Source organism: Rhizobium sp. CB3060 (genome assembly GCF_025200735.1).
In the GTDB taxonomy this organism is placed as follows: Bacteria; Pseudomonadota; Alphaproteobacteria; order Rhizobiales; family Rhizobiaceae; genus Rhizobium.
Genome location: NZ_CP104160.1, coordinates 352,124 through 370,717, shown reverse-complemented (window position 1 = coordinate 370,717; position 18,594 = coordinate 352,124). Strand labels below are relative to the sequence as shown.

16 protein-coding genes and 2 pseudogenes are annotated in these 18,594 nt (G+C 60.3%); 7 read left to right on the top strand and 11 right to left on the bottom strand.

The annotated features are described in order from the left end of the window. Positions 1 to 39 precede the first annotated feature (39 nt). Entirely contained in the window at positions 40 to 1,050 is a 1,011-nt protein-coding gene (locus N2601_RS31320; RefSeq protein ID WP_260305382.1) for a polysaccharide pyruvyl transferase family protein, read from the top strand. A 620-nt stretch (positions 1,051 to 1,670) separates the two neighbouring features. After that, positions 1,671 to 2,075 carry a GFA family protein gene (locus N2601_RS31315; RefSeq protein ID WP_260305379.1) on the top strand — a complete coding sequence of 135 codons (405 nt, stop codon included), beginning with the start codon at positions 1,671 to 1,673 and terminating at the stop codon, positions 2,073 to 2,075. Positions 2,076 to 2,307: 232 nt separating this feature from the next. On the opposite strand, the gene N2601_RS31310 is transcribed toward N2601_RS31315, so the two are convergent. Further along, the gene (locus N2601_RS31310; RefSeq protein ID WP_260305378.1) at positions 2,308 to 3,186 is read right to left on the bottom strand and encodes a hypothetical protein; all 879 of its coding nucleotides are present in this window, start codon (positions 3,184 to 3,186) and stop codon (positions 2,308 to 2,310) included. Between the two features lie 253 nt (positions 3,187 to 3,439). Between N2601_RS31310 and N2601_RS31305 the strand changes: the two genes are divergently transcribed. The 3 genes from N2601_RS31305 (at position 3,440) to N2601_RS34345 (ending at position 4,522) form a co-directional block, all read left to right on the top strand. Continuing rightward, positions 3,440 to 3,697: a hypothetical protein gene (locus N2601_RS31305; protein ID WP_260305377.1), complete on the top strand. Its 258-nt coding sequence runs from the start codon at positions 3,440 to 3,442 to the stop codon at positions 3,695 to 3,697. 58 nt (positions 3,698 to 3,755) lie between these two features. Continuing rightward, entirely contained in the window at positions 3,756 to 3,938 is a 183-nt protein-coding gene (locus N2601_RS31300) for a hypothetical protein (protein ID WP_260305376.1), read from the top strand. Positions 3,939 to 4,375: 437 nt separating this feature from the next. Next, positions 4,376 to 4,522 (top strand): hypothetical protein, encoded by a 147-nt coding sequence (locus N2601_RS34345; RefSeq protein ID WP_445945055.1) that lies wholly within the window; start codon positions 4,376 to 4,378, stop codon positions 4,520 to 4,522. Positions 4,523 to 5,026: 504 nt separating this feature from the next. On the opposite strand, the gene N2601_RS31290 is transcribed toward N2601_RS34345, so the two are convergent. The 5 genes from N2601_RS31290 to N2601_RS31270 all read right to left on the bottom strand — a co-directional run bounded on the left by N2601_RS31290 (position 5,027) and on the right by N2601_RS31270 (position 7,460). Then, positions 5,027 to 5,344, bottom strand: a complete 318-nt coding sequence (locus tag N2601_RS31290) for a CopG family transcriptional regulator (protein ID WP_260305375.1) — start codon at positions 5,342 to 5,344, stop codon at positions 5,027 to 5,029. Then, the gene (locus tag N2601_RS31285; protein WP_260305374.1) at positions 5,341 to 6,069 is read right to left on the bottom strand and encodes an SOS response-associated peptidase; all 729 of its coding nucleotides are present in this window, start codon (positions 6,067 to 6,069) and stop codon (positions 5,341 to 5,343) included. The genes N2601_RS31290 and N2601_RS31285 overlap by 4 nt, the downstream gene beginning before the upstream one ends. Positions 6,070 to 6,491: 422 nt before the next feature. Continuing rightward, a complete protein-coding gene (locus tag N2601_RS31280; RefSeq protein ID WP_260305373.1) occupies positions 6,492 to 7,025 on the bottom strand; it encodes a hypothetical protein in 534 nt (177 codons plus the stop codon). Between the two features lie 61 nt (positions 7,026 to 7,086). Next, positions 7,087 to 7,248: a hypothetical protein gene (locus N2601_RS31275; RefSeq protein ID WP_260305372.1), complete on the bottom strand. Its 162-nt coding sequence runs from the start codon at positions 7,246 to 7,248 to the stop codon at positions 7,087 to 7,089. Continuing rightward, positions 7,248 to 7,460 (bottom strand): hypothetical protein, encoded by a 213-nt coding sequence (locus N2601_RS31270; RefSeq protein WP_260305371.1) that lies wholly within the window; start codon positions 7,458 to 7,460, stop codon positions 7,248 to 7,250. The genes N2601_RS31275 and N2601_RS31270 overlap by 1 nt, the downstream gene beginning before the upstream one ends. A 555-nt stretch (positions 7,461 to 8,015) precedes the next feature. On the opposite strand from N2601_RS31270, the gene N2601_RS31265 reads away from it, so the two are divergent. After that, on the top strand, positions 8,016 to 8,780 hold the full coding sequence (locus N2601_RS31265; protein ID WP_260305370.1) for a polysaccharide deacetylase family protein: 765 nt from the start codon (positions 8,016 to 8,018) through the stop codon (positions 8,778 to 8,780). A 377-nt stretch (positions 8,781 to 9,157) separates the two neighbouring features. On the opposite strand, the gene N2601_RS31260 is transcribed toward N2601_RS31265, so the two are convergent. Next, positions 9,158 to 9,364, bottom strand: a complete 207-nt coding sequence (locus N2601_RS31260) for a hypothetical protein (RefSeq protein WP_260305368.1) — start codon at positions 9,362 to 9,364, stop codon at positions 9,158 to 9,160. A 177-nt stretch (positions 9,365 to 9,541) separates the two neighbouring features. Here N2601_RS31260 and N2601_RS31255 point away from each other — a divergent pair, with 177 nt between their 5' ends. Beyond that, positions 9,542 to 9,793 (top strand): hypothetical protein, encoded by a 252-nt coding sequence (locus N2601_RS31255; RefSeq protein WP_260305367.1) that lies wholly within the window; start codon positions 9,542 to 9,544, stop codon positions 9,791 to 9,793. Positions 9,794 to 9,881: 88 nt separating this feature from the next. Here the strand turns inward: N2601_RS31255 and N2601_RS31250 are convergent, their stop codons facing one another. From N2601_RS31250 to N2601_RS31235, 4 genes and pseudogenes are all read right to left on the bottom strand, one after another. After that, positions 9,882 to 10,100 (bottom strand): MbtH family protein, encoded by a 219-nt coding sequence (locus N2601_RS31250; protein ID WP_104825817.1) that lies wholly within the window; start codon positions 10,098 to 10,100, stop codon positions 9,882 to 9,884. A 10-nt stretch (positions 10,101 to 10,110) separates the two neighbouring features. Next, positions 10,111 to 17,280, bottom strand: a complete 7,170-nt coding sequence (locus N2601_RS31245) for an amino acid adenylation domain-containing protein (protein ID WP_260305366.1) — start codon at positions 17,278 to 17,280, stop codon at positions 10,111 to 10,113. A gap of 599 nt (positions 17,281 to 17,879) precedes the next feature. Then, positions 17,880 to 18,341 (bottom strand): annotated as a pseudogene (locus N2601_RS31240) (DDE-type integrase/transposase/recombinase); the annotation flags it as partial. Further along, positions 18,334 to 18,576, bottom strand: a pseudogene (locus N2601_RS31235) (ATP-binding protein); the annotation flags it as partial. The pseudogenes N2601_RS31235 and N2601_RS31240, both read right to left, overlap by 8 nt. Positions 18,577 to 18,594: the final 18 nt, after the last annotated feature.

Genomic DNA, 18,594 nt, shown 5'->3' with positions numbered 1-18,594 from the left:
TCGGCTGGAGTGCCTTGTCATCTAAAGGGGAATGGGGGAATGACATTGCAATCAAATCGAGCCTTGATCGCGAAGCTGGACAACATGATCCACGATTGCCTGAAAGACTACATCTGCCGTGATGAGCCTTTGGCGATCCTCGACTTTCCGGATATCCGCAATTGCGGTGACTCGGCCATCTGGCTGGGCGAAATGGCCTATCTCAAAAGGCGACACGGCAAGCGGCCGACTTATGTATCCCGGATTGATGATTTCTCGCCCGAGCAACTCGAGCGCACTATGCCAACCGGTCCGATCTTCATTCATGGCGGCGGCAATTTCGGTGACATCTGGGATGCGCATCAGGACTTTCGCGAAAAGGTCCTGGAGCAGTTTCCCCATCGTCTGGTGATTCAGTTCCCCCAGTCCATCCATTACAACTCCCCGGCTCGCCTCACCCAAAGTGCGCGCGTCATCGGACGCCACAAGCGCTTCGTACTGCTGGTGCGCGACGAGCATTCGAAGGAATTTGCCCTTAAGCATTTCGATTGCGAGGTGCGCCTTTGCCCGGACATGGCCTTTTCAATCGGAGCAATTCAGCCGAAAGAACCGGAAGTTCCCGTCCTTGCCATGCTCAGATCCGATCTTGAGAAGGTGGGAGATGCCGACCTCTCCGCCTACCCCGATATCCCAAAAGAGGACTGGATCACCGAATCTGCAAGGCGCGTGCGCATCGCAAAAGCGCTTGGCGCAGCGACGGCCTTGCTGGATCTCAAACCCGCAGAAATGCGGCTGCGTAAGCTTGATGCAGCAGCACACAACAGATTAGGTCGCGGCATCCGCCAGATATCCCGCGGTCGTGCGCTCGTAACCGACCGGCTTCACGTCCATATCTGCTCGATCCTGCTCGGGCGACCCCATGCGGTGCTAGACAACAGCTACGGCAAAATACGCCGGTTTATGGATGCATTTTCGGGTGGCACAGATCTAGCTTACAGGGCGACATCACTCGACGATGGGATCGCGTGGGCACGCTGTAAAGCTGATCAATCACTACTGCCTGCCGCTTAGCGGTCGCACTTCGGGATGATAACGCCAGCCCGTCCGGACCGCATGCCACGCCGGGGCATTAGATCCGAATTCTGCGAATCCAATCCACCTTTCGCTGAGTGAATTGGCCATGAAATTCCTATTTGGGAGATCGTCTGATACAGAGCAATCGCCCTGTCGCCGACGTATCCATGCCACCCGCGCCGGCGACCGCGCCCTGTCGTTACCTGCCACGGGTAACGACAGGGCAACTCAACGGGGCCTCGCTGCCAAACGAGAACGTCGACATCAACCGAAATCCTTGGTGGATGTAAAACTCACCACCGCAAAGAACTTGCTAACGGAGCAATTGCTTCAGCAGAGTGAGATGCCGTGCATACGCCGGATTAGCGGCCTCGATTTCGAAATCAGTTTTGTCTGCCCCTGCCGACATCCCATGGAAAAGTCGCCAACTGGAATACGAAGGAGGTAGAACTGACGCTTTTCAATCGCTCCGTCGGATTGTGCCCGATCGTCATCAACGGGGAGTGTGCGCCGCTTGACTCCGTTTTTGGAATGAGGAGGAGTTCTAGTTCATCAATGCGTGCAATGAGCTCGACAATTGGTGCAAGATGTCAGCCTCGCAAAGAGGAGTTGAACGCATGGAAATACAAGGACGGTGCCACTGTGGACGTGTGACCTACGAGGCAGAAATCGATCCCGACGACGTCGCTATCTGCCACTGCAGCGATTGTCAGCAACTCACCGGCTCGGCATATCGTGTGACCGCCAGTACACCACGCGCGCATTTTCGTATCACGGCCGGTGAACCGCGATGTTACGTTAAGACTGCGGATAACGGTCAGAAGCGCCTGCAATTTTTCTGCGGCGACTGTGGGTCGCCGATCTATACGACGGGCGAGGCCGAGGCTGCCGAGCATGTCGGTATACGCGTCGGAACCATCGACCAACGTCGCGAGCTTTCTCCCCGGTTTCAAATCTGGCTAGCGTCCCGGCTGCCCTGGGTGGAAACGATCGGCGATTTGCCAGGCCGCCCAACTGAATGATGGCGGATTGCGTCGATTGAAGGGATGACGCCAACACGCATCGGCAATCGCCGGTGCATTCGAAACACCGCTTGCACTTCACTGGGCCTTATCGTCTAGTGACGCATTGAGGAAAATGGGAACGCATAGGCCCGAACCCGGAGATCGGAAGCGACAAGCGGGGATATTGCGGGCGCGGGATACACAGCAGTACTGCGCAACAGCTACAGGGATACCGGCGGCCCCAAAAACCCTAGATGTCCGCAAAGACGTCTGAGATGACGGAAAATTTCACCGCCTGCCACCGTCTATAGTCGAGCACTAGGTTCCTCGAAACCCAGCAGTCGCCGCTCTTCTTGACCGTCAGCCATCCTAATAGCCCCTTGGACTGCGCGGTCGCGAGTATCCTGCCGGTATGAGTGCGGGAAATGAGATAGTCGGCGGCGGCAAGCCGTGCCGAAACGGCACCTATCCACGAGCGCTCAGCCACCTCTGCGGTGGCTGGCACACGCGACATAAGGTCGTGCAATATGTTGCTGCCGGATTCCGACTTGACGAAGAGCGTGATGCTTTCGGGAGGGCTATACCAGTCTGGGTGATGGAAGAGCCGACGCGCGATTTGCGGCTGGGCGCGAAATAGTATCGTTGGATCCGCTTGGGACCGCTGAAATCGATCGCCCGCATCTATGCTGTCAAGCGAGCGCAGATGTCCATCGAGCCATTGCCGGATTAGCTGTTCCGTATGGGCGGTAGCCTGCATGGCGTTGGTGCGCCGGTCCACATTTTCTACAGGCTCGAATAACTTATAATGCGCCATCTCCTTAAGATGCGAGATCGCTGTGTTGGGGCTGGCAACATGGTTCTCGACCAAGAATTTTCTCAGATTGGAGACCGTGACTGGCGGGCAGCTCGGATTGAGCTTGTGCTCAAAATGCATTGCCAATGTCGCCTGGCTGAGCAGCCACTTCTGCAAGTCGGCGACATAACGTACCACTCTCGGCGCCGTGCGATGGATCGCCAGCAACTCCGACGCGGCATCACGGAGAGCGGCGGCAAAGGAGGCATCCGCCAGCAGCTCGTCGATACTGAAAGCGTGGCACCTGTCTCGCACGTGGGCTGAATCAGCATGCATTGGCATTTTGGTGGGCGCGAATCTTTATAAAAATGCGAGGAGTCATAGTGATGGAAATATAGAGGGTATCGAAATGGATAGGCGCTGTCGGCATTTTTGGCAACTCTCTCCTCGAACACGGATACCGCCAAGCGAACTGTGAAGGCGAGCTATGCACCGTGATGATGAATGTCGTTCCGCTGGGATGCGTCAAGGCGTCAGCGGGAACCGACCAATGTCTTGCGGGTTACCTCGTCAGCGAAAGGAGGCGACCATGCCGTTTCCATCACCACGATCCCAGGATTTGCAGCAGCGCTTCGAGGAATTGAAGGCGGCGGCCAGAGAAACCCTGGAAGAAGTTATCGCCTCAGCCAATGAGGCGGGGTGGGGCACTCGAGAGGTACTCGGAGCGCTGGTCGAGGCGGCCCACTCTCTCGAGGACGCCAATAGTGCGGACCCGGATCCTGCTGATGATCCGCCAATTGGCGATGCAGTTCGCGAACAGATCGGCCACGGTGAACAATTCGATTGAGGGGCGGCGCCGACACCCTTGTTCTTTTAGGCGCACGCCAAGCTTGATGGAGAAGACGATGAGCACCAACGACACCAATGCGACGCCCGAGCAGCGACGCCCCAAGGACGTGAGTCCTGTACCGGAAAAACCTGAAAAGGCGGACAAAGAATCCCTTGCGCCGCCCACTGTCCAGCCCGCTGGAAGCAAAGACGAGAGCGAGCGACCGATCGTCAATCCAATAACTGGCGTGGCCCTCTGAACTTCGGAATGATCGAGGTGACGAACTCCGGCGAATGCCGACGGTCGGCCTTGCCGTTGTTCGCAGGACTCCCCATTTCCTTGATCGGCCTTTAACTGGAGCCGCGAATGGACGACCCGCCGGCCGAAGCGCTTTCCTTTCAATCTAATCAAAATCCTGCCACCCGACCGATGCGATAGGGTAGGCGAGGGAGCAACGCCATGCCTGTGCTGCGGCCAACCCCTGTCACGTCAGTGGATGGATGATGACGGCTGCGGGATATGCGAAGAATGACTGGCCTAACACCTTAACGCAACTCTCCGACAGGTGCCTTGAAGATTTTGAAGCGGCGCTAGCGAGTCATCCGGACGGGTATGTGGAAGGCAACTTCCGAGGCCGAAGATGGGGCTCGACCATGACAAGGTCACGTGACGGGCGTCGAACATGGTTGTTTGCCGATGAACTTGGCGGGAGACATCGTCAGCTTCAACATCTATCGTCTGTCGGGACGCCTGATGCTGAAGCCATGCGAGATGTCGTCGTCCAAGGTGATCGATTTCCTCCTGGGTTTCCGACCGGACGGGCGGATGCAAGAAGGAGTATAATGATAACCGACTTCTCGCCAGACTGACTCTAAGCTGCCAACGAAGTTGGAAGTTGGGGTCACTGGCCCGGAAAGTTCCGAGAAAGGAACCTTTTCTGAGCTTGCTCGGTCTCCTCAACCGAGAGGCAACGAGCGACCCATGAATAGTTCACGGCGGTACCAGCGACAGCATTCTTCGTCGGTTTGAAAGGGTCTTCGCTCACCGACCACTGGATGAGCGAGCCACGACCCCAAATGCCTCTTCGGCAGCCAAATCTCACACATTCAAACTGCGTCGATTTGGAAACTGGAGTACAGGTAAAGCCCAGTCCACGGAGCTTCTCCGCTATCACAGCTTTGCTTCCGTTCGCCTCAGTGGCCAGTTTCTGCACGAATGCGTCGAAGTCTTTCATGGCGAGTGGCAATGGGGGATACCCGTCGTTACGAAGAGAGCCGCCCAGTGCAACGCTCCAGAAGGCGAAGTATGCAAGGAGGAGCGGAAGGCAGCGTGAAACAATCCACGTCTTCATGCCGTGCCATCCACGTCGCCATCCTCATCCAGTTCCCGCACCGGCAGGTATGCGTTCGTCTCCAGCCATTCTTTAATGGTGTGGCGGACAATCTCGTTTCGCGTTACGCCGAGCTCGCCAGCAATCGAAAGCAAAGCATCGTCCATTTCAGCATCGAGCCCGATCGGTGCGGCGTTCCGGATCAAAAGCGCCGCACGTCGCAGCATAATCTGTAGGTCGGCACGAGACGCGTCTCGAATGCGATCGGCTGCATATTCGAGCTGCCCTGCCATGTCACTTGGCGGGCGTTCTTCATTCCGTTTCCAGTCACTCATGCGGGCACGCTCTCTGGCGAAAATAATAGCAGTTCATCATCGGGCATTGGACGCTGCAGCCGTTTCGCTTCCTCCCATGAGGCCGTCAGCCATAGTTCGATCTCTTCCACATTCCGCAGGATGACCGGCATCGCCTTTTCGTGGATTTCACCAACGACCCTGTTGGCTTCTGTCGTCGGGAAGCCATAGAGGTCGGCGGTGATTTCTCCCTCCTTGATCTTCCGTACCGATCGCCATTGCGACACCCATATGCCGGCGAAAAACATGAGTGGTTGTTCTTCATTGGCTGCAAACCAGGCGTTCGGCACACGGCCACCTTCTCCGCGACTTCCGTAATCCGGCTCGGGAAAACGGGTGAAAGGCACGACGCACCGGTTTTCTATGCCGAGCCAGCGCGTCCAATGCTTGCTGCTGGTATTCCGCACATTGGTGGTACCGCCGTCCGGCTCCATCTTCAGGAGCTGCGCGAAGTCAAACGGTGAACCCTTTGCCTGCAGCTTATCGGCGCGTTTTTTGGCAGCCTGCATGAGCGCCTGTTGCGAGCTGGGCAATCCCCACCGCACCATTGCCATTTCGCGACCGGCTGGAGTGTTTCGAACGACTGGCCCCATGCGGTCGGGATAGACATCTAGCGTCGGCTCGAGATTGCCGATGCTGTCGATCATCGCCCTGGTGAATTGTCGGATGGCTTCTTGGTTCGTTGTGACGTTATAGAGATTGCACACGATCTCGCTCCCTCCTTCTTCCTAAAAGCCATCATCGTAAAATTCTCCGGGGTGTCTACGACACACTCGGCGTCGATGCATCGACTATCGCTTTTCATCTTTCCAGACGGGACGCCTGAGCGTTTTGATCCTGACAAGGCGGCGGACAGTAATGCCGACGGCTTCAGCGCCGCTAACGGATCGTAGCTTCGACGTGAGATATTCTTTCTTCCCACACTGACTGCAGCGGAACTTCCCCTCGATCCCCATGAACGGAAGGTCACCGAAAATCTGCACGAGGTCGGCTGGCTCGTAAAGATGTTGGCTTCGACACCAACTGCATTTGATCTGAACATAATGCCTATCTTGGAAGCTTGAAAGCTTCGGAAGTTGCGCGATCTTCGTTGGCGATAGGTAAGCCGGCGGATGCGTTTCGGGCACAATCAGGCGACCTTATGTGCGGGCTCGTCTTCTCCCTGCATCAGCGCAAAGAACTCATCTACGGGTATCGCATCGGCAAAGGTCTGGATCACGTCATTCACATCCGCGTTCGTCTCGAGCCAAGCAGGGCCAGCGACGAAGTCGCTTCCGTTGGCATTTAAGCGGAATATGCCGCACACCTTTCCGCTGTCGTCATCGAATGCCATTTCGAGTGACCCAAGATAAAACTCCTCACTCTGGTAAGAAAGATCGGCTTGCAGCATTCGCACCTGCCGATTGCCGATCTCCTCTAGGAGTTTGGGATGGACTTCGTCGGCGGCGAGCGGGAAAGGTTCCCTCCAGAAGAAGCCCTCGAAGTCGGCTTGAATTCCGTGAAAAGTCTCTGGTTTTTGGCTCATATCCGACGTGTCGGAGGTATTGTTGCCAGCTTGCGGCCTAACTCGACTATTGGCCAAGAGGATGTCATTGCCATCTACCTGCTGATAAGGTTCATCGGCTACAACGTCTTCGATGTGTTCGGAGATCCGCCGGGCCATCGCGGTAAATCGTCCGAGCTTCAGGAGCTAGAACGCCCCGTAGATGCAATGCTTGCGAAGCTCATGAACCCAGGAGCGCCCGACTTCCGTGAAAGTGATCAAACGCGTCGTCGCTGATGTATTTCACCAGAGCGCTTACGGCCTCGATGTCCTTCTCACTGACCGTTAAAGTGCCTTCCTTCGGCGTCGGATCCCACTCAGGATCATACTTGACCTCTAACATCACGTATCTCCTTTGATTTCAAAACGCGGCTTCCAGCCCCGCGTAAAGCCAACCGACATTCCGGCTTCGCTCAAGGCCAACTGGCCGCGGACGAACCGTAATTCGTCGAGCAGGGCGGCAATTGTCGCGCGGACATCACCGCCACAAAAGGCAAGTGCGGCTTCGACGGGTTCGAATTCCGGTTCTTCGGTTTGGGCGACTACGGTACTCATCGGGCAAGCGTCTTCCTTCTCCGCTGTCGCCAGGGAGTTTCATCAGCAGGGTATTGAGGGTGAACGGCGGGTCATTCCGCCGCCAGAATGTTCCTATTATGTTCTCGATTTCCGATACGAGTCAAGAACGCTTTTTGATGGCGCCGAGCAGTTCGTCAATTTCACCCGATGTTATGAGGCCGAGCATGTGATGATCGGCAAGATCGACGAGTGCTGCCGCAATCTCCCGCTCGCCCAGGCGGCGTCGACCGCGTTGCTTTGGCGGCGGCACCTGAGATCGGCGGGACAGCCATCTCGATGGCGAAGCAGTTGTTCTTGATGGGACGGTCGGATTTCGGCGCCCTTCCACAGGCGCTGGGCTGACGAACTCTGGCCTCATGCGGCCAACGAGCACTTTGTGCAGCGTATATCGGCACAATTGTCCTATCGACTTTCGCTCCTGTTTCGATCCCATCGCTAACGCCCCGCTGGCGAAGCTTAGTCAACCAAGTGAAGGGAAGACCGCTGTATTTCCCGGACGTTTCAGTACTATTGGGCAACCGTTAGGAGAGCATCGTGGTGCGATTGGTCATAGTTTGCGCAGCAGTTATAACATTCGGTTTTTGCGCGCCTGACACTTGGGCATCCGGCCGAAAAATCTATCTCACATTTGATGATGGTCCGCTGCCTGGCAGTGAAAACGTCCTGCAGGTGCTATTCGAAGAGAATGTGCCTGCAACCATGTTCATGGTTGGCGTTCACGTTGAGACCAAAGAAGATGGCCGATCTGTTCTGGCAGAGGTTCGCTCCCTCGAGAACGTCGCCGTTGGCAATCATAGCTATAGCCACGCGAATAACCGATACCGCGTCTTCTACTCGGATAGCCAGGCTGTAATTACGGATCTCGTCAAAGCCAATGAAGTTCTCAGCCTAGCCATGCCCGCCGCAACACGTCTTCCCGGCAGAAACGTCTTCCGATTGAAAACAGCATCCTCCGAGGACTTGTCGTTGGACGTCCGTGAGTGGGGTAAGGAGTGGATTAACTTCGAGTTAGTCAGAGAAGCCGGCTTCGACCTGTATGGCTGGGATCACGAATGGGCACATTATAGCGACGGTAAGCCCATCCAGTCGGTGGAAACACTGGGCCGGGAAATCGATTCCTTATTTGCGTACAACCGCTTTGTGAAGCCGGGCAAAATGATCCTCTTGATGCACGACGCGATGTTCCAGGACAAGTTTAACGGAAAGGAAAACCTGCGCGCCCTCATCAGAAAGCTCAAGCAGCGCGGTTATCAGTTCTCCTCTTTACGAGATTATGAAAGCACCAGTTTGCAGGATTGAGCGAGCCCCGCCCAATATCGCATTGGCCGAACCATAGATCAGTTGACAGCCGCCAGCCGAAACAGAAATTAAAGAAGGCTGTTCGGCCTCGATGCGGATAATTTACCTTGCATAGCGATCGCCACTCTTGAAGGCCATCTTGGTAGTAATCTCGGATGGAGGGCGGTCGAACTCTACCGAAGTTTTCGGCGGCAAGATGCAGGCATTGCGCCTCTCGCAATCCGAGCAGATGGCCCACCTCTTCAGGTCCAGGCCTTCATCGGTTCTCGGTTGCTCCGGACGGCACGCCGTCCCCGAAGCTGGCACCCGTTTCCTCAGCCCTTCCGGATGCCTGGTGATCCCCAACTCCGTTTCTGCTATTTCTCAGATGCAGTCACTCAGTAACCCATGGTTTGTGCAGCGACGTAAACCTTAAGAGGTGCGCAAGACACGCGCATCTTGGTCGCGCCTTCTGGCGGCCCGAATTTAGAAAGCTCGAAACGCGAGAAATCGCAACTATCCATATCTGGCAATTCCAAATACTCGGTCCTTTGCCCTGCACTCGTTGTAAGGATCATGATCAGAACTGCCTTCATGACAAACATTCGGCTTCCCTCGCAAACACACAGTTCAGATCAAAGCTGGGTCCACCAGCGAAATGCAAGTACGTAAGTTCCACCTGGGGACGCGCGGCGACCCGCCTCAAGTGAAGGCCCAATCTTCAACGCGCATGCAGCATTGATGGGTTCATCTGGTGCGCCTCAAATCAAAGGAGCTCCCTTATGAATTCTGAGATCAGAGATATCGTCATTGAAGGACTGCCGGCGAGCCGGTTTTCGAGAATTTTTTTGACCGTCTCCACCGTTGAGCACGTCGTTGACGCTGTTGCATTGGAAACCGAAATCAAGGAATGTCGGGACTTGGCACGGAGCCCGTTGCAGCAAGTTCGGCTTCACTTTGCCGCCCGGCCGCCCGGCCGAGCTGGCGGCTTCAGGCCGATCGCGCTCGCCTTCGACGCGATGGAGTGGAAGTAGCGACGCTGCCAAACAGCGCCACGCGCCATTGGTGGCGCCGCACCGTATTCTCCGTTCCGATCTCCGCAACCACGGATGTGATGGCCCCTTACGGGGCCTCTGCTTCGATGGCAGCCTTAAGGCTGTTGGGCCGCATGTCGGTCCAGCGCGTCTCGATTTGATCGAGGCACGCGTGGCGGGTGGCGGGTCCGAAGCCGGTGTGCCAGCCAGCAGGGACGTCTACAAATTCGGGCCACAGAGAGTGCTGACCCTCGTCATTGACCAGCACCAGGAAGGTAGCATGGGGATCGTCGAAGGGGTTAGTCATGGTGGATCCTTTATAGGGAGGCAGATTCTGTTTGCGATGCTCGCTCGAGGGCTCTGGCTAAGAGCGGGCCGATGGCAGAAAGCGTGGCAGGGCGCATCATTTTCTCGTGCCGGCAGACAATGTCGTGGATACTGATGCGGCCGGTGACATAGCGCTGCCAGTCCTCCGGCTGAGATTCCTTGGCGGTCAGCGTCGCCCGGAAGAACAAAAGATCCCCTTGGAAGGTTCTTGGTCTGAATTCTCGCATTAAGCGCGGGGCGTCACGAAAATTCCTGAATATACTCTCAACAAGTCGGTCGTCGAGGGTGGCCAACGCGTCAGTCTTTGCAAGGAGCCCCCGGATTTGCGCAGGAGATGGCACCGCATCCCCGAACTCGACCGGCCGGTCCGAGAACACATCGAGCAGCACCTCCATTAAATCCCGAATAGTCGGTTCAGGAGCAACTGCATGGGGCGCGTTACGCATCGGGTAGCCGTCGAGGTATGCGAGCAGGGAGACCTGCTCCCCCTTGTCCTGCAGGCGATTTGCGATTGCGTGGGCGACATGACAGCCGAAGGACCAGCCGAGCAAGTGATAGGGGCCACAAGGTTGCACTGAGTGTATCTCGTGGAGATAGTCTTCGGCCATTGCCTCAATCGATAATTCCGAAGTCTCCCCGTCGACGAAACCCAAGGCCTGCACGCCGTAGAGGGGGCGACCCTTTAGGTGCTGCAAGAGACCGGCATACGGCCAAGCGAGGCCGCCGGCAGGGTGGATGCAGAAAAGCGGTGGACGGCTACCTTGGGTGCGCAACGGCAGGAGCACATGGAGGGAGGCGGAGGCGGCCGCCTGCTCGTGATCGGCCTCGGCGAGACCAGCGGCGAGCTGGGCGGGGGTGGGGGCGTCGAATAGGGCCCGGATCGGCAGCTCGACGGCGAGGGCGGCGCGGATGCGGCCAACCAGGCGAGTGGCGAGCAGCGAGTGACCGCCGAGCTCAAAGAAGTTGTCCTCGGGGCCGACACGTTCCAGCCCCAGCAGATCGGCGTAGAGCTTGCATAGCAGCGCCTCCTCTGGCGTCTGCGGCGCCCGCGTGCTGCGGCCCGCCATGACGGGCGCCGGCAGCGCCTTGCGGTCGAGCTTGCCGTTCGGGGTGAGGGGCAGGGCTTCGAGCCCGACGATCGCCGACGGCACCATGTGTTCGGGCAGCCGCGCCGCCGCATGCGCTCGTAGCGCCTGGGCGTCGAGGTCTTGGCCTGCCACCGCCACGACATAGCCGACCAGCTGCTGGCCCCCTGGGCCGTCCGCGCGCGCCACCACCGCTGCCTGTGCGACCGCCGGATGGGCGCTCAGCGCCGCCGCCACCTCTGCCGGCTCGATCCGAACGCCGCGTATTTTGACCTGGTCGTCGACCCGGCCGAGAAAGTCGAGCATGCCGTCCGCCCGCCATCGCGCCAGATCGCCGGTGCGATACATCCGCTCTCCCGGCTCGCCGAACGGGCATGCCACGAACCGTTCCGCCGTCAGGCTCGGGCGCCCGCAATACCCTCGCGCCAGACCCGTCCCCGCAATGTACAGCTCACCCGCCACACCTGCCGGCACCGGACGCAGACTGCCGTCGAGCACGTACACACGAGTGTTCCAGATCGGTCGGCCGATCGGCACGGAGGCCTTGTCGCGGTCGCGGCTACACTCCGACGCTGTGACGTCGATAGCGGCTTCCGTAGGCCCGTAGAGATTGTGTAGCGCTACATCCAAACTGGCGAAGAAGAGGGCCTGCAACGTCGCCGGCAGCGCCTCGCCGCTGCAGATAACGCGCCGTAGACCCCGACAGTCACCGGATGCTTGCTCCTGTATAAAAGCCCGAAGCATGGAGGGCACGAAGTGCACCGTGGTAACGCCGTAGCCAGCGATGGTCGCGGCCAGATAGGCCGGATCCTGGTGCCCGTCTGGCCGGGCAAGCACCAGCGCGGCGCCTCCGATTAGCGGCCAGAAGAACTCCCACACCGAGACGTCGAAGCCGGACGGGGTCTTCTGCAGGACTCTGTCGCTGCCGTCGAGGCAATATTCGGCCTGCATCCACAGCAGGCGATTGACGATCGCCTGCTCGGAAACGGCGACGCCCTTGGGTGTTCCGGTGGAGCCAGAGGTGTAGATGACGTAGGCAAGGTCGCGAATATCGAGCCGGCGGACGCGGTCGGCGTCAGTGGGAGGGGTGGCAGGGGCAGCGGCGATGGTGGCCCGCAACTGCGGCTCGTCGAGCAGCAGGCGGACGGGGCCGGCCGCGGGCAGGCGGGCGGCCAGTGCGGAGGTGGTGACCAGCGCCGCCGGGCCGGCGTCGTCGAGCATGAAGCTCAGTCGAGCCTCGGGATAGCCGGGATCGAGCGGCAGGTAGGCCGCTCCCGCCTTGAGGATGGCCAGCAGCGCAACGACCATCTCCGGCGAGCGCTCCAGGCAGATCGCCACCACCTGATCGGGCCCGATTCCCAGCCCGATCAGGTGATGCGCCAGCCGGTTAGCGCGGGCGTCAAGTTCGGCATAGCTGAGTTCCTGATCCTCGAAGATGAGCGCCGTGGCCGCGGGACTGCGGCACACCTGCTGCTCGAACAGCGCCGGCAAGGTGGTCTCAGGCACCGGCCGGGCAGTGGCATTCCACTCCTCCACGATCTGCCGGCGCTCGGCGGGCGCGAGCAGCTCAAACGAACTGATCGGCCGCCTGGGCGCCGCCGTGGCCTCCGCGAGCAGCCGGGTCAGGCGCTCGGCTAGTGCTTCTGCGGTCGCCGCGTCGTAGAGGTCAGAGGCGTATTCGAGGGTGGCATCCAGCCCCTGGCACACACCGGTGGCCCCGCTCCGCTCAGCAAAGCTGAAGGTAAGGTCGAACTTGGTGGTGCGCGTGGCGATCGTTTCTGGCGTGACGCTCAGGCCGGCGAGCGCGATGGATGGCGCCGCGGTGTTTTGCAGCACCAGCATGACCTGGAATAGCGGATGGCGTGCCAGGGAGCGCGCTGGATTGAGCTGCTCGATCAGTCGCTCAAATGGCACGTCCTGATGCTGATAAGCGGCCAGGTCGGTCTCGCGTGCCTGGGCTAGGAGATCGGCGAAACTTGGGTCGCCGCGGGTGTTGGTCCTGAGAACCAGGGTATTGACGAAGAAACCCACCAGTCGGTCCAGAGCGGCGTCACCGCGGCCGGCAATAGGAGTACCCAGCGGGATGTCGTCTCCGGCACCCAGGCGCGAGAGGAGCGCCGCCACACCGGCATGCAACACCATGAACAGGCTGGCGCCGTGAGTGCGTGCCAGCTCTAGGAGCTGTGCGTGCAGCACCGCGTTGAGGGAGAAGGCAATCTGGTTGCCGCGGCCGCTCTGCACCGGTGGACGCGGCCGGTCGGCTGGAAGAGCGAGCTCCTCGGGCAGATCGGCCAATGCCGCCTGCCAATAGGCGAGCTGGCTGCCCAGCGGACTGTCGGCGTCGGCCTCGGCACCCAGGAGCTCGTGCTGCCACAACGTGTAGTCGGCATATTGCACCGGCAAGGGCAACCATGCCGGGGCCTCCCCCCCACGGCGGGAGGCATAGGCTTGGCTGAGATCCTCCAGAAGTGGCGCGAGCGACCAGCCATCACAGGCGCTATGATGCAACACTAGCAGCAGCACCTGCCGCTCTGGGGCGAGGCGGAACAAGGTGGCGCGTAGCGGCGGCTCACCCGCGAGATCGAAAGGTTGCGTCGCCGCTTGCTCAAGGGTGAGTGCAAGCTCCTGCTCTTCGATCGCGGCGACGGCGAGGGCAGGTCGGGCAGCTTCGGTCTCGAGGATGTGCTGTGCCGGCACGCCATCGGCCTCCACCAGCAGCGTGCGTAGACACTCGTGCCGCGCCACCACATCTGCGAGCGCGGCCTCCAGCGCCGCGACATCGAGTCGACCCTCGAGCCGCAGCGCCAGCGGGATGGTGTAAGCTGAGCTCGACCCTTCCAGGCGGTCGAGTAACCACAGCCGGGCCTGGGCGAAGGACATCGGGATCACCGCTGGCCGTTGTCGCGGTGAAAGGGCGGGGCGCGGTGCCCCCGACCGGCGGGCCTCGGCGAGACCAGCGGCGAGCTGGGCGGGGGTGGGGGCGTCGAATAGGGCCCGGATCGGCAGCTCGACGGCAAGGGCGGCGCGGATGCGGCCAACCAGGCGAGTGGCGAGCAGCGAGTGACCGCCGAGCTCGAAGAAGTTATCCTCGGGGCCGACACGTTCCAGCCCCAGCAGATCGGCGTAGAGCTTGCATAGCAGCGCCTCCTCTGGCGTCTGCGGCGCCCGCGTGCTGCGGCCCGCCATGACGGGCGCCGGCAGCGCCTTGCGGTCGAGCTTGCCGTTCGGGGTGAGGGGCAGGGCTTCGAGCCCGACGATCGCCGACGGCACCATGTGTTCGGGCAGCCGCGCCGCCGCATGCGCTCGTAGCGCCTGGGCGTCGAGGTCTTGGCCTGCCACCGCCACGACATAGCCGACCAGCTGCTGGCCCCCTGGGCCGTCCGCGCGCGCCACCACCGCTGCCTGTGCGACCGCCGGATGGGCGCTCAGCGCCGCCGCCACCTCTGCCGGCTCGATCCGAACGCCGCGTATTTTGACCTGGTCGTCGACCCGGCCGAGAAAGTCGAGCATGCCGTCCGCCCGCCATCGCGCCAGATCGCCGGTGCGATACATCCGCTCTCCCGGCTCGCCGAACGGGCATGCCACGAACCGTTCCGCCGTCAGGCTCGGGCGCCCGCAATACCCTCGCGCCAGACCCGTCCCCGCAATGTACAGCTCACCCGCCACACCTGCCGGCACCGGACGCAGACTGCCGTCGAGCACGTACACACGAGTGTTCCAGATCGGTCGGCCGATCGGAGGAGGTTTGTGCCGATCGTGTTCATCGAGCGTGCATAATGCATATAAGCTGTCGCCGGTGGCTTCCGATGCGCCATAGAAGTTGAAGAACCGCGCCTCCGGCAGGCGCGCATTCAGAGCGGCGACATGGCTTCCGAGCAGCGCTTCACCGCTGGCCAGCCAAGCTCTGCACGAGATCAGGCTGTGCAAACCGGTTTGATCGAGCACGGCATTGAGCAAGCTCGGTACAAGGGTGACCCCAGAGACGCCTCGCAACTCGATCAAGTTTGCGATCTTGGCAGGGTCCCTAGCCATAGCACATGGTGCCAGCACGACCGAACTCTTATGGACCAGTGCCCCAAGGAGTTCGGTTGAGCCGTCAATGAAGCTGATGGAGCTTTTCGCAAGCACCGGCCCCTGTCCGTAGACCTGCAGCTCTCCAATCCAGCTCAAACGATTGACAAGGCCGGCATGAAGTCCGGCGACGCCCTTGGGTGTTCCGGTGGAGCCTGAGGTGTAGATGACGTAGGCGAGGTCGCGAATATCGAGCCGGCGGACGCGGTCGGCGTCAGTGGGAGCGGTGGCAGGGGCAGCGGCGATGGTGGCCCGCAACTGCGGCTCGTCGAGCAGCAGGCGGACGGGGCCGGCCGCGGGCAGGCGGGCGGCCAGTGCGGAGGTGGTGACCAGTGCCGCCGGGCCGGCGTCGTCGAGCATGAAGCTCAGTCGAGCCTCGGGATAGCCGGGATCGAGCGGCAGGTAGGCCGCTCCCGCCTTGAGGATGGCCAGCAGCGCAACGACCATCTCCGGCGAGCGCTCCAGGCAGATCGCCACCACCTGATCGGGCCCGATTCCCAGCCCGATCAGGTGATGCGCCAGCCGGTTAGCGCGGGCGTCAAGTTCAGCATAGCTGAGTTCCTGATCCTCGAAGATGAGCGCCGTGGCCGCAGGGCTGCGGCACACCTGCTGCTCGAACAGCGCCGGCAAGGTGGTCTCAGGCACCGGCCGGGCAGTGGCATTCCACTCCTCCACGATCTGCCGGCGCTCGGCGGGCGCGAGCAGCTCAAACGAACTGATCGGCCGCCCGGGCGCGGCAAGCACAGCCTCAAACAACAGCTCCAGTCGCGCCTGGTATGCGGCCAGATCGGCGGACGCGTAGACCGTCGCATTGGCATCGAGAGCAATCTCCAAGGGCGCGTCGGCACCGCGATCGAAGACGTAAAGGTCGAGGTCCCGGACCGGGCCGTTGGCCAAGTTTCGCGCCGCCGCAACATGACCCCCAAAGCTGAGCGCGTAGTCGAACGGCTCAATGTTGATCGCGGTGGTGAACAGATGCTGCCGATTGGCCGCGAGGCCGAGGTCACGGCGCAGGTCCTCATACCGATACCTCTGATGGCGCAGCGCTTGGCGTACCTCCCGGCCAACCTGGCCGATCAGGTCCATGAGGCTTGTGCCTGGCGTCACCGCCAAGCGCAGCGGCACCACATTCGAGACCATGCTCGGAATTTGCCGCAACGTCCGGCCCGCGCGCGCCGTGACCGGGCAGCCGATGACCAGGTTCGCTTGGTCGTGCATTCGATGGAGATAAGCGACCCCCAGCGCGATCATCAGTTGTGGCAGGGTGGCGCCGGCCCTCCGTGCCAGATCCCGCAACGCTTCTCCTGTCTCAACCGGTAGATGTGCCCGATGACGCAGGATGTCGCCGCCCGTCGATCGCCACCCAAGGGCACCCGCCGGTTCAGGCCGGTCTGCAAAGCGCTTGGTCCAATACGCTCGATCCCGCAGGAAAGCTTCTGTCTGGCGGTACTCGGCATCCGACGCAAGCAATTCCGCAAATGTGGGGAACGGGGAACGCTCCGGCACCCGGCCTGCGGCCAACGCCGTGTACACATCAGCCAAACGGCGCGCCAGCAGCGCCGCGCCGTAACCGTCCATGACTATGTGGTGATAATGTTGGAACCAGAAGGCACGGTCGGGCCCCGCGTGGAACAGGGCGTAGGCGAAGAGCGGCCCGTGCACCAGATCGGCCGGCCGGGCGAGGTCAGCCTGCATCCAGGCCTCTGCCGCAGCGCGTGGATCGGCTTCGGCACTGACGTCGATCACCGGGAAGGACCAGTCGGTCCGGCGGCGACGGATTTGCCGCGGCCCCTCGTCACCATCGAAGAAACTAACGTGCAAGCTCTCTGCCTCGCACACCGTCTGGCGTAGCGCCCTCTCGAACAAAATTTGATCGACCGGCCCCTGGATTTCCAGATATTCGGCGATGTTATAGCGCGCGGTCCCCGGCGTGAGTTGCTCGGCCAGCCAGATTTCCGTCTGCGGTGCAGTGAGCCGATGAACGTTCTGCTGCATGCCATTCATGGCTCGCCGCTCCCCGGCTCAACACGGTACGGTGCAGAGGCCATCGGTGAGCTTGCATCAATTCTCTGCCAGCGGAGGTAACTGTCGCAGATCGGCTGCGGCACGGCATCCTGAAGCCGCCGGCCGATCAGAGCCTGCAGGGAAACCTGGAGCATTCTGCTCATTTGTTGCAAGGCTATCAGAATCGGCCGGACAGTCATGCTAGCGTGGCGCGTACACCCACGATGACCCGTCGACTGGCAGGGCACCTCCGAGACAGCGGGAAGCCTTCCGGCCCTGCGCGAGACGAACCAGGTGGCAAGCGCCTGTTCAGCGAACCTGTTCACAGTGAGCTTCCTTGTCGGTTCGTGCCGCAGTGTGGTTGCTGACGGCTAAGCAACCGTCGTACCAAGTCAGAAAACTCCTCAAAACAATGCTACTCTGGAGACCGAGCTGCGCTTTATGTCCGACATTGTCAGCAATACGACATTACGGGGAGAACAAGCCTCAAGCAGGTGTCATGCTCCGACGTCGATTCCCATGATATATGGCGATATCCTCGAGGGGGGCTCTGTTGCAAAAACTCCGGTGGGTTGGATAGATCCTTGTCTTGCCTGCCGTTACGCGGCCGGAGCGCCGAGATTTGAGGTGAGCAGAGTTATGGCTTCCGTCAAGGCGCTCGGTCCGATACCGAAAGCCCGCTCGACAATGCGGGCTTCTCCGTGGATGTCGCGCGTCAGGTTGAAAACAGCAGCCTGTCCTTTGCGTAGAGCCCGCATGACCTCGAAACCCTTGATCGTTGCGTAGGCGGTTTTCAACGTCTCGAACCCTTTCACCGGTCTGATCAACTGTTTTAGCTTGCCATGATCGGCCTCAATGACATTGTTCAAATATTTGACCTGCCGATGCACGAGATTTCCTCGGCATTTGCGTTCGGCCTTCAGTTCCGAAATCGCGATCCCGTAAGTCGGCGCCTTGTCGGTGTTGATGACCGTTGGCTTTTCCCAATCCTTCAGACCGTTCAAAGCCTTGCCGAGGAAGCGCTTGGCCGCTTTGCCATTCCGTGTCGGAGACAGATAGAAGCCTTGGAAGGCGGTGATAGGCGACGGAGAAGTCCTCGCGGCATGCCTTATTTCCGAGCGCGCAGGCAAGCCAGCTCTTTCCGACGCCGGCGGGTCCGATCAACAGTAGGCTATGGCGCTGAGAGATCCAGTCGCAACCGGCGAGCTTCATGAATAGATTGCGGTCCAGGCCTCGGGGGGCTCGGAAGTCAGCGTTCTCGATCTGGGCGTCATGACGCAGCTTTCCACCCCAGGCGCCTGAAGATAAGGAATC